The sequence below is a fragment of the Ohtaekwangia sp. genome, assembly GCF_036786105.1.
Taxonomy (GTDB): Bacteria; Bacteroidota; Bacteroidia; order Cytophagales; family Cyclobacteriaceae; genus Ohtaekwangia.
Window position 1 is genome coordinate 41,981 of sequence record NZ_DAIQRQ010000034.1, and the last position, 10,872, is coordinate 52,852.

The 10,872-nt window shown below is 44.6% G+C and carries 10 protein-coding genes; 9 read left to right on the forward strand and 1 reads right to left on the reverse strand.

The annotated features are described in order from the left end of the window. Nucleotides 1-105 precede the first annotated feature (105 nt). Complete coding sequence (locus V7Q33_RS14595; protein WP_333820299.1) at nt 106-1,641, forward strand: PAS domain-containing protein; 1,536 nt, start codon at nt 106-108, stop codon at nt 1,639-1,641. Nucleotides 1,642-1,692: 51 nt separating this feature from the next. On the opposite strand, the gene V7Q33_RS14600 is transcribed toward V7Q33_RS14595, so the two are convergent. Further along, nucleotides 1,693-2,211 carry an HAD family hydrolase gene (locus tag V7Q33_RS14600; protein WP_331977358.1) on the reverse strand — a complete coding sequence of 173 codons (519 nt, stop codon included), beginning with the start codon at nt 2,209-2,211 and terminating at the stop codon, nt 1,693-1,695. A gap of 331 nt (nt 2,212-2,542) precedes the next feature. Here V7Q33_RS14600 and V7Q33_RS14605 point away from each other — a divergent pair, with 331 nt between their 5' ends. From V7Q33_RS14605 to V7Q33_RS14640, 8 genes are all read left to right on the forward strand, one after another. Next, entirely contained in the window at nt 2,543-3,103 is a 561-nt protein-coding gene (locus V7Q33_RS14605) for a Crp/Fnr family transcriptional regulator (RefSeq protein WP_333820300.1), read from the forward strand. A 212-nt stretch (nt 3,104-3,315) separates the two neighbouring features. Beyond that, on the forward strand, nt 3,316-3,738 hold the full coding sequence (locus V7Q33_RS14610; RefSeq protein WP_333820301.1) for a hypothetical protein: 423 nt from the start codon (nt 3,316-3,318) through the stop codon (nt 3,736-3,738). Between the two features lie 55 nt (nt 3,739-3,793). Then, the gene (locus V7Q33_RS14615) at nt 3,794-4,822 is read left to right on the forward strand and encodes an efflux RND transporter periplasmic adaptor subunit (protein ID WP_333820302.1); all 1,029 of its coding nucleotides are present in this window, start codon (nt 3,794-3,796) and stop codon (nt 4,820-4,822) included. 7 nt (nt 4,823-4,829) lie between these two features. Continuing rightward, nucleotides 4,830-7,931 carry an efflux RND transporter permease subunit gene (locus V7Q33_RS14620; protein ID WP_331977351.1) on the forward strand — a complete coding sequence of 1,034 codons (3,102 nt, stop codon included), beginning with the start codon at nt 4,830-4,832 and terminating at the stop codon, nt 7,929-7,931. Nucleotides 7,932-7,937: 6 nt separating this feature from the next. Beyond that, complete coding sequence (locus V7Q33_RS14625) at nt 7,938-9,287, forward strand: TolC family protein (RefSeq protein ID WP_333820303.1); 1,350 nt, start codon at nt 7,938-7,940, stop codon at nt 9,285-9,287. Nucleotides 9,288-9,326: 39 nt separating this feature from the next. Continuing rightward, nucleotides 9,327-9,539 (forward strand): hypothetical protein, encoded by a 213-nt coding sequence (locus V7Q33_RS14630; RefSeq protein WP_331977347.1) that lies wholly within the window; start codon nt 9,327-9,329, stop codon nt 9,537-9,539. Nucleotides 9,540-9,552: 13 nt separating this feature from the next. Further along, complete coding sequence (locus V7Q33_RS14635; protein WP_333820304.1) at nt 9,553-10,191, forward strand: outer membrane beta-barrel protein; 639 nt, start codon at nt 9,553-9,555, stop codon at nt 10,189-10,191. Nucleotides 10,192-10,249: 58 nt separating this feature from the next. Then, nucleotides 10,250-10,696, forward strand: coding sequence for a DUF2147 domain-containing protein (locus V7Q33_RS14640; protein WP_331977343.1), 447 nt, complete (start codon nt 10,250-10,252; stop codon nt 10,694-10,696). The last annotated feature ends 176 nt before the right edge of the window (nt 10,697-10,872 follow it).

A 10,872-nucleotide genomic window follows, 5' to 3' on the forward strand; every position in this document is an offset into this window, starting at 1 on the left:
GCCTTCCGGAAAATCAGGAGCAAGATCAGATGTATAACTGATTTTTATCAGCCCTGAAAGGTGTGCCTGCTTCTAAGTTTGTCGTTAAACACCGCTTACTTCGGAATGAAATATAGTAGTATGAATCCCAATCAGAATACGTTCAGGCGCAAGTCAGGATTTTTTGCAGTCAACTCCAACCAGTTCCGGTATACTATGGCATATGTTGGACTCTTTGCCGGTATAGGCCTTATCGGCCTCGCTATTGTTGTGGATATTTTTGTGCGGGATAAACGCATCGGTTTAGCAACAATACACGATCTCTATTATGAAAACCCGGTGCACTGCATTATTCTTACTGCCCCGTTCTTCCTATCCGTTCTGTTTTATAGCATGGGTAAAATGATCAGTGAGCGGGAGCAGCACATCGAAGAACGACTGCAACGTGAGAAAGATCAGTTTACGTTGCTCGAACACTTTATTGAAGACCTGGAATATGAGCGCTATAATGTGTCTGTATCGGAAGCCTTTGAGAATCGCACGGTAGCCCGACACCTCGAACATTTCCGCGATAAACTTTATGCCAACAAGATAGCGGAAGAGAAGCGGGCGTGGGAAAACCAGGGGCTTGCTGTGTTGGGCGATCTGCTGCGAAAGGTAAATGATACCGATGCGCTGGCCCGTGAAGTTATGGGCTTTGTAGTAAAGTATCTTCATTGCAACCAGGGATCATTGTTCCTGCTGCAGGAAAACAGCGATGAGGTACTCGATCTGAAAGCATGTTATGCATACAACAAAACGAAATATCTGTCGCGTTCCATCGCCATTGGGCAAGGATTGGTGGGCCAATGTTTCCTGGAGCAGGAAACGATGTTGTTGTTCGATGTTCCTCCTGACTATATACACATCACCTCCGGGCTGGGAACGGCCAATCCAACCTGTATAGCTATTGTTCCTTTAAAATATAAAGAAGCGGTAGTAGGTGTAGCAGAAGTAGCTTCATTTACCAAACTTGAACAATACCAGGTAAAATTTCTGGAGAAATGCGCAGAAGCGTTTGCCGCAGTGATACAGACAACGCGAGTTAATCAGAACGTAAGACAGTTGCTGGCAGAATCACAACATCAGACAGAACAATTGCAATCGCAGGAAGAAGAGATGCGGCAGAATATGGAAGAGCTTAAAGCCATGCAGGAGCAAATCACGGTGCAGCTGGAAGAAAATATCAGCGTAAAACATGAACTCCAGATTCGCGAACAGGTATTGGGAATAACAACCATCTTATCAGAGTCAGATAGCCATGGCACAATAACTTTTGTAAATGAAAAATTCTGCGAGGTATCGCAATACAAACCGACTGAGTTACTGGGTAAACCGCATAGCATTGTAAGACATCCCGATATGCCAAAAGAGATTTTTAAACTCATGTGGCATACCATCCGGCAGGGAAGAACGTTCCGGGGAATAATCAAGAACCGGAAAAAAGACGGTAGTGCCTATTGGGTGGATGCAACCATTGTACCCGTAATGGAAAACGGCACCATCGTAAAATATATAGGAGCCCGCTATCATATCAAAGACGAAGCACTGGCCGTAAAGCTATATGAAGAGCAAATGGAGCGATTGGGAATATTGGAAACAACCGCGGGGCTGGAGCTATAAGTCCGGTGGCTTCTGCCTGCAGCGTGTGCCTGCTCTTACTATTGCTGTTAATTATAATTTCAGGTGAAAGAAGTCACGCAGTATAGGAATGATCTGTAGTGGATTGCTGACTGTAAAATCCGGCTTTGCCTCTGCCAGCTTTTCTATTTCTCCTGCCTGCGCTCCCCACAAACAACCCACTGTGGCAATACCACAACGCTTTGCCGATATAATATCTTTGGCTTTATCGCCCAGTGCAATAACTTTATTTTTATCAAGCGCCAACCGTTCAAGTGCCTGGACCATAGGCTCGGGACTTGGTTTGCGGGCGCAATCATCGTTACCAATAATACAACCACAAGATATGTGAAAGTGTGTCAATATCTTTTCACAGTACTGATGTGGGCTTGTGGACACTACCGCCATCTTTATAGCGGAAACTTTCAAATAGGCCAGTAATTCCAGTATGCCTGGATAGAGAGAAAATTTTGGAATCTGTTTTTCGGCAGCCTCCCAATCTTCATTTTTCAATGCATGTATAGCTGCAGTCGTATCAACGAGCGTTTCATCCAAATCAAATATAATTCCCATAGCCTGAGCAGTGATAAAATATCTTGCCAACGGATATTTAAAAGCTGTCGATCTTTGTCAGGCCAGATAAAGAATACTTTGAATTTGCAGAATTCATTTCGCATACTTCGGGTGCAATGCCTGACTTATATAATACCTTTAAAAGGGCGATCCATGCGGATTGCTGTTGTATATATGCACGTGTTAAGCGTTGGTGGTTGTATAGTTACCGATGCGCCTTCAACAGACCTGTGGTTTAGTCATAAATCGGGATGTTCTCCACTATAAGTTTTTTGATTAAATGATAGAAAATAAAGGGCATCCGGCTTAATTTGTAGCAGAAAAGAAATCAATGGAGCTTTTAAACTATATCACCTCAAAAGTTACACTTACTCCGGAGGAGTGTATAGCGATCGATCAGGCGTTTAAAACCGAGTCGTATTCCAAAGGAGATCTTATCATTAAACCTGATAGTTTCTCATCAAAAGTGTGTTTTATTGAGAAAGGACTTATCCGGACATATTACTATAAAGACGGTAAGGATATTACACAGTTTTTCTTTGACGAGGGTAGCTTCACGGCACCGTTGAACAGTATATTCTATAATAAGTCAGAACCCTACGGATGGCAAGCGCTGGAAGATTCCGTTATCAGGGCGATACGTTACGAGGAGCTGGCGCCTATGCTGCTGAAGATGCCGGCACTGCAACAGATGTTTTTTTATGCATCCATCGATGTGCTCAATGTATTTGTTATAAAACTTGAATCGTTGCAGTTTCAAACTGCCGAGCAGCGTTACAATACTATGGTAGAAATGTATCCGAGAATATTGTTGCGTGCCCCGCTTGGTCAGATAGCTTCCTACCTGGGCATAACGCAACAGACGCTGAGTGTTATTCGGGCAAAACGGTGAAAATTTCAGATTCCGTATCATTTTTAAGATATATTAAAAAAAGATCCCATTGTCTTTCTGTTCTTTGTAGGTTTCGCGCCTCGTGTAGTATACGCTCCCGGGCACACCATAGCATACTTATCTATATTTTTTTATTATACCGCTTCGCTTTTTAATATATCTTAAAAGAGCTGTTGCATGAAGTCTATTCCTTTGTTAAAAAATAACAGAGGATGAAACATTCAACAATAGATACTCACTGGGTGCTCATTGCAGATGAGCCCGGCATGGCTTCCGCGTTTCCTCAATTGAAGGAAAAACTTGCTGAAGAACGACTCACCGTTATTACTATACTTTATTGCTCCGGCAGTAATCAGTTTCCCTTTCGAAGAGAACTCTCGTTACTCGAATGGCATTTTCCGGCAAGGCTCTGCGTCATCTACGAGTCTTTTTTGTCGGATGCGGACGGATCAGCCACAGTCACCATGGAAGCGGTTAAGACTACCATAGAAACCGTGATTAATGCCAATACAATACCGCTCATGAGTTTCATGATTTCCGGTAATCCTGAATTTACCGCAAAGTGTAAAGATATACTGAGTTTTCTGGGCGTTCAGCACATCGATATACAAGAACAGTTTTTCACGTGTCAATAGCGACTTACACCGCCCGCATTTAAAATCCATAAGCTTAAAATTCAATTATAATTATATGAAGTATAACTATTTCTATTCTGTTCTGCTATTCATGGCCGCCTGTGCCGGCAACAAAGAAGAACCACAGGCCGATGCCAATAACGCGATAGCCGTAGAAGTGCAGACGTTAGCAGCACAAACAGTCTCCGGTGAAATTTCGCTTAGCGGAAATATAGAGGGTAAAACCACTGTGAAACTCGCCTTTATGGTGCCGGGCAAAGTGGAGTATATATCCTCGAAAGAAGGTGAGCCTGTAACAAAAGGACAGTTGCTGTCAAGGCTTGAACTCACCAATTATACCATAGGTAAAGAACTGTCTGAAGTGCAGGTAAATCTGGCAAAGGATGAGTTTGACCGGTTAAGCATCATGCACAAAAACGGAAGCGTGAGCGAAAGCGATTACACAAAAGCAGGCCTGGCTTTAAAACAGGCGCAGCTGCAATACCGGTTGCAGGCGAAGAATGTGGCAGACGCACATCTGTATGCACCCCTGAGTGGTGTGCTGCTGAGTAAAGCAACGGAAACAGGAGAAGTAATAGCTGCCGGCATGCCGCTGTTTGTAGTGGCCGACATACAAAAAATTGTGGTGACAGCCTTTATTCCGGAAGGAGAATTACACGAAGTAGCGATCGGTACCCCGGCCGATGTATATATAGGGGCATTGGATAAAACCTTTACCGGTAAAGTAACAAGTGTCGGGGGAATGGCGGATGCTGTTTCACGGGCGTTTGCTGTAAAAGTAGAAGTAGAAAACAAGGATCTTCTGATACGCCCCGGCATGATTGCCGAAGTACGGATGAAAGGCAACAGTAAAGAAACCGATATACTGGTTCCGGCAGAGTCAATTATACAGGATCTCGACAGACATAGCTATATCTACGTAATTGACAAGGCGCAACAGAAAGCGTTTAAGCACAAAGTCAGCCTGGGTAGAATGGTTGACAATAAGATTCAAATTTTGTCGGGATTATCCGCCGGAGAGGTAATCGTTGTTGCCGGCCAGTCAAAATTATCCGATGGAGCTTCTGTAACCATTATAAAGTAAAACGAATATGAATTTTATAGAAGCAGCACTGAAGTATAAACAGGTAACGCTGGCGGTATTGTTGATGTTATTTGCCATTGGCATAAATTCACTGCTCAACATGCCGCGCCGGGAAGATCCTAAAATTACAATCCGTCAGGGATTGGTAGTGGCATACTTTCCGGGAGCAAACGCATCGCAGGTGGAAGACCAGGTAACACGAAAGCTGGAGCAATATCTTTTTCAGTATGAAGAAGTAGATAAGACCAAAACAATTTCATCCACCAAAGATGGAATGACGGTTATCACGGTTGAACTCACAGCCGATGTAAAGCAACCGGATATATTCTGGAGCAAACTCAGGCATCAGCTATTAATTGCCCGCGAACTCGATCTTCCGGCAGGGGTAAAAGGCCCGATCGTTGACTCTGACTTTGGTGATACCGAAGCCATGGTGATTGCGCTTGACAGCAAAGAAGCAAGCTATGAGCAACTGAAGACGTATGCACAAAAAGTGGAAGATCTTATTCGTACACTGCCGGCTGCATCAAAAGTAAAACGCATCGGCGATCAGCGTGAACAGATTATAGCGTCATCCACGTCAGAGAAATTGTCTCAATACGGAGTAACCTTGAAACAGGTAGTAGAGCTGCTGAAATCTCAAAATAATATCAGCGCCACCGGGGAAGTAAAAACACCCAGCAATAAAACATCGCTCTATACCGAAGGATATTTCTCCACGGAGAATGATCTGTCAAACCAGGTGGTCGGCATATCTTCTTCGGGTGCCACGGTGCGCCTGGGGGATGTAGCGAACTTGAAAAGAGATTACGCAGAGCCTGACGAAATGATCACGATAAATGGCAATAAGGCCATCATGCTCTGCATTCAAATGCATGAAGGAAATAATATAGTCGATTTTGGAAAAGCCGTAGAAAAAAAGATAGAAGAAGCCAGACGCCTGATTCCATCCTCGGTAAAACTCACCACACTGATTTCGCAGCCTACTCTGGTCGATCATAATATATCGCACTTCATTAAAGAATTTTTTCTGGCGATAGCCTCCGTAATTGTCGTTGTCATATTGTTGTTGCCTTTTCGTATAGCTTCGGTCGCTGCCATGGCAATACCCATGACGGTAGCACTCACCTTTGCCATTATGAATGCCCTCGGCATTGAGTTACACCAGGTTTCTCTGGCTGCACTTATACTGGTACTGGGCATGGTGGTAGACGATGCTATTGTAATTGCCGATAATTATGTAGAGCTGCTGGATGAAAATGTTGACCGCTGGACTGCAGCCTGGCGAAGTGCGCATGATCTGCTTATACCCGTATTAGTTGCAACGATAACAATCATTGCATCATTCATGCCGATGATTCTCATTAGCGGTTCTACCGGCGAATTTATAGCAACCCTTCCCGTTACCGTAGCCATCGCGCTGGTAGCATCGTATTTCGTAGCACTGTTTCTGACACCGCTGCTCTGCTATACATTCATAAAAAAGGGATTGCATGCGCATGATCCGGGTGTACAACCGGAACACTTGGCTGAGCAGAAGGTAAAGAAATCTGTATTGACCTATATGCAGGACGGATACAATCGCGCGCTCGACTGGTGTGTAAAGCGTCCTAAAATAACAATCATCGGCAGTTTCTCTTCGCTGCTTCTGGTTGGTATATTGTTCAAGTTTGGTGTTCGGGAATTGTTCTTTCCGCCGGCAGAACGCAACCAGTTTATTATTGAATTGTGGATGCCTGTAGGAACGAAGCTTGAAAAAACAAATGAAACCATTTTAAAAGCAGAGCATCTTATACAGGGCGATAAGCGCGTATTGTCGTATGCAACCTTTACAGGAACTTCAGCACCACGCTTTTATTACAATTTTACGCCCGAGTTTCCTGCGAGTAATTATGCACTCATATTAGTCAATACAACCACGGAGGCAACCTCAGAAGCGCTGGCCGAAGAGCTAACGAACAAAGTAAAAGGCCTTGTGGCGGGAGGTACATTCTTCGTAAAGCTGATGCAGCAGGGATCATCCATGAACGCCCCGGTCGAGGTCAGGATTATAGGCGAAGATATAGCCACGTTAAAAACAATCCGAAACTCCGTACGGGATATATTGAAAAAGGCTCCCGGAAGTTTATTCGTGCGCGATGACTATTCAGAAGACTATTACGGTATAAATCTTGAATTGAAAGATGAAGCCAGACGATTAGGCTTTACCACCACCAGTGTTGCCCAATCGGTATATACCGGTTTTAGCGGAGCCCCGATATCAACCTTATACGAAGGCAGTACCCCGGTAGATATTGTTTTCAGACTTGATGCGAACAAGCGGAAGAGTACTACCGATCTGCAAAATATATACCTCACCTCGCCGGCTACGGGTGCAGAGTTGCCGCTTCGGCAAATCGCTTTGCTTACACCGCAATGGCAATCGGGTAAGATTATGCACAGAAATGGCATCCGTACCCTTACGGTACAAAGCGAAACCCAACCCGATGTTTTACCAGCCGAGCTTCTCGAAGCAATCAAGCCAGCCATCGATCAGTTGAAATTACCGGAAGGCTACCGGATTGAGTATGGGGGAGAAGAAGCGAATAAAGATGAAGTATTTATGGAAATGGTTACTGCCCTCGTGATCAGCCTGGTATTGATATTCTTCATTCTCCTGTTTCAATTCAGAAACATGAAAGAGACGATTATCGTGATGCTTACCATACCCCTTAGCTTATTTGGTGCCGTGCTCGGATTGGTAGTAACCGGTAATAATTTCAGCTTCACTGCCTTTATAGGCCTCATTGCACTTTCCGGAATTGTTGTCCGCAATGCAATTATACTGGTGGACTACACGAATGTATTGCTTCAACACGGCATGGACATTCGAACGGCCGCTATTGAATCGGCCAGGCGAAGATTGCGCCCTATATTTCTAACTGCCATGGCGGCTGCCATCGGTGTGTTACCCATGATTATTTCCGGCTCAGGCATGTGGGCGCCTCTGGCAAGTGTGCTGGCCTTCGGTGTAGTGTGGAGCATGATTATGGCGCTGCTCACCGTACCCATTCTATACATCGCGATGATTCGCGAAACGGATAAAAAAATTCTTCACAACGCTCAATAATTGTCTATGAAGCCCGATTTTAAAAATAGCATGCTGCTATCCGTTATTCTTATGCTTGGTTTTTTCAATCTGAAAGCCCAGAATAAAGTATATACGCTACAGCAACTCATTGATTCAACCGTAACGCGCAGTCATCTGCTGGCGATACAGCACTGGCAGGTGCAGGAGAAAACACATAAATTAAAAGAAGATGAAATCAAACGCTATCCTGCAGTAGTGCTCGGTGGTAATTATCAGTATAATTTTTCACTGGGGGAGTTAAATGTACCGGCAGGTTTCATCGGCACGCTGCCAACAGCTGCCGGTGATCAGTTGCTGCCGCAGCAAAGTACGCATCTGCAATTGGGCCAGCATCAGAATTATACTGCCGATGTATCGCTATACCAGCCTATTCTTCAGCAGGCGAAAATAAAGACCGGGCTGGATATTGACCGGATCGATATAGCCTTATCAGAAAAAGAGCAGGTAAAACTCCGGCAACAGCTAACACTCGCGGTTCAAAAGTTATACTATGGTATTCTGATCAGCGAAAAGCAGCTTGAAGAAGCTTCCAACCGAATGGAAGCCGCCCAAGCCAAATTAGCAGATGCAGAAAGTGCCTCTGCGGCAGGAAAGATTGTTACAGCCAACCTGGCTGGCTTGCGGGCAGCAGTAGCAGAAGAAGAGCAGAATATACTCAGGCTTGATATTACCGTGCAGGATTACAGACGCGAGCTTGCTTCCGTTGCCAATATAGATGAACACGCGCTGAATACATTACAGGCACCGGATACAACCGGTACCGATACATACGCTGCCACAACCCTGGATTTTTATAGAAGCAACGCAGAGGCGAATACCGAACTTCAGATCACACGCCTGAATCGTGAAAAAGCGCAGCTGGCGATTAAAGCTGCCAGGCAAAGTAGCCTGCCGGATATAGGGCTGATTGCCGGTTATTATTATCAGAAAGGGAATCCTATACTTCCTACATCAAGCCCTTATATAGGTATCAATCTGAAATGGAATCTGACCGATCTGTTCTCAAATCGCCAGGTTACACGGCAGCGCGAAGCACAGTTGAAACAAGCCGAACATGCCGTGGCGTATCAGCAACAGCAACTGTATACCAGCATCGACAAGGCTTATCGCAAACTTGTTCAAACCCGGGCGTTGGTAGAAGTAGCGAAAAAAGCATGGAAGTACCGCCAGGAAGAGCTGAAGATACAGCAGGGCAAACAGATGGCCGGTATGAATGTAAAGACAGATATACTCGAGATAAAAGCGAACCTGGCCCGGTCAGTGTCAGACCTGTATGCCGCACAGCTGTCGTGTTTACTGGCTACTGCCGAACTCGAGAACCTGGTTGCACGGTGATTCACATTACACGAATATATAGTTCACTTACTGGAATTTATGATCATTCTTATTTTTAAAACAACACTCATCAGCGAGAAGGATGTAACCCGGATTGCCGATGGTCTTACACAACTGGTGGGTATAAACAACTGGTCAGTGGATACAGGTGATGAAGACAAAGTTCTGCGCGTGCAGGCCTTGCGTGATATTACCAAAGAACTGACGCACCTGCTGATGAAGTCCGGATATACCTGCGAAACATTAAAGTAATATGAACATGAATATGAATATGAGAATAAGCATCATGCTAAGCGTGATCGGCCTGTTGTTCACCTGCGCTTCACAGGCTCAGGCACAGGCCGGGGTCGGAGAGAAGTCCCGGAAATTGTTGTATTACTTTAATGGAGGTATTGGCGTTTATATTCCTACGGCAACCCATAGCGCACTGGGTGAAACCGGTTTTGCCAGCAGCTTCCAGTTTCAAATCGACTATAAAAAACATCTCTTTGGCCGCTTATTCTTCGATCAGTATAATATTGCCTTTCACACGCGGTATACCGCCCGTGATGGTGCTAATCTATATATTAACGGCAAGATACCTTCTACCATGATTGGTATCGAATCAGGATACCGCTGGCACATAAAAAGATTCTCGCCCTATGTATACGGAGGGTTAGGTATAGCCATTACCGATGTGCCGTTTCTCCAGGACAGCGAAACATCAAAAGATGTTGTATTGACAACGGATTCCCAGTCGGCACTTGCTTTTCGGAGCGGCATCGGTATAACCTATAAAATTAGCAGGATGTTCATCCTGTATATGGAATCGCAATACCTCAGCTTTCCCGTTACCACGCAGGTATATAATGGATCGCTGAGTGGTGTTAGCCTGCAAATAGGATTCAAAACGCCATTGCAGTGATCTGACAAACAAATCAACAATCAATCTTTCTTAACTATATCTATTGAATCATAAAATTATGAAAATGCAAAAACGTAAATGGATTTTAACCGCTGTCATTTTATTCACCACCATGATTTCAGTTTTAGCGCAGTCGCGCGCGGATCAAATCGTTGGAGTCTGGCTTACGGAAGACCAGGACGCCAGGGTTGAAATATATAAGACCAGCGATAAATACCAGGGAAAAATCATCTGGCTCCTGAACCCCAACGACAAGAAAACCGGGAAGCCGTTGCTGGATACCGAAAATAAAGACGCTGCCAAACGAAGTATGCCTGTGCTTGGCCTGCAAATCATCAGAGATCTGAGCTTTAGCGATGGACAGTGGAAGGATGGAAGTATATATGATCCTGAAAGCGGCAAAAGCTATAAAGCAAAGATTGCACTGGCAGACAAAAATACGCTGGAGATGACCGGGTATATCGGGATGTTTGGAAGCACTGAAACCTGGACAAGGGTGAAATAATAATACCCAGAATACCCTACGCGCAGCCCGCAGAAGAAAATACAGTACGGAAACAATTCCGCGGTGTATTTTTTCTGGGGTCTGCTTGCATTTTTACCGAATGCAGATAAGCTTTGTATCGTATCGAGAGGTGTCGGTTATCTTCCTTTAAATGCTGCATCAAACTCTTATTTACT

Coding starts and splice junctions, on each gene's coding strand:
- V7Q33_RS14630 (WP_331977347.1), top strand. CDS start 9,327: ATGATCATTCTTATTTTTAAAACAACACTCATCAGCGAGAAGGATGTA.
- V7Q33_RS14600 (WP_331977358.1), bottom strand. CDS start 2,211: ATGGGAATTATATTTGATTTGGATGAAACGCTCGTTGATACGACTGCA.
- V7Q33_RS14605 (WP_333820300.1), top strand. CDS start 2,543: ATGGAGCTTTTAAACTATATCACCTCAAAAGTTACACTTACTCCGGAG.
- V7Q33_RS14635 (WP_333820304.1), top strand. CDS start 9,553: ATGAATATGAGAATAAGCATCATGCTAAGCGTGATCGGCCTGTTGTTC.
- V7Q33_RS14610 (WP_333820301.1), top strand. CDS start 3,316: ATGAAACATTCAACAATAGATACTCACTGGGTGCTCATTGCAGATGAG.
- V7Q33_RS14620 (WP_331977351.1), top strand. CDS start 4,830: ATGAATTTTATAGAAGCAGCACTGAAGTATAAACAGGTAACGCTGGCG.
- V7Q33_RS14640 (WP_331977343.1), top strand. CDS start 10,250: ATGAAAATGCAAAAACGTAAATGGATTTTAACCGCTGTCATTTTATTC.
- V7Q33_RS14625 (WP_333820303.1), top strand. CDS start 7,938: ATGAAGCCCGATTTTAAAAATAGCATGCTGCTATCCGTTATTCTTATG.
- V7Q33_RS14615 (WP_333820302.1), top strand. CDS start 3,794: ATGAAGTATAACTATTTCTATTCTGTTCTGCTATTCATGGCCGCCTGT.
- V7Q33_RS14595 (WP_333820299.1), top strand. CDS start 106: ATGAAATATAGTAGTATGAATCCCAATCAGAATACGTTCAGGCGCAAG.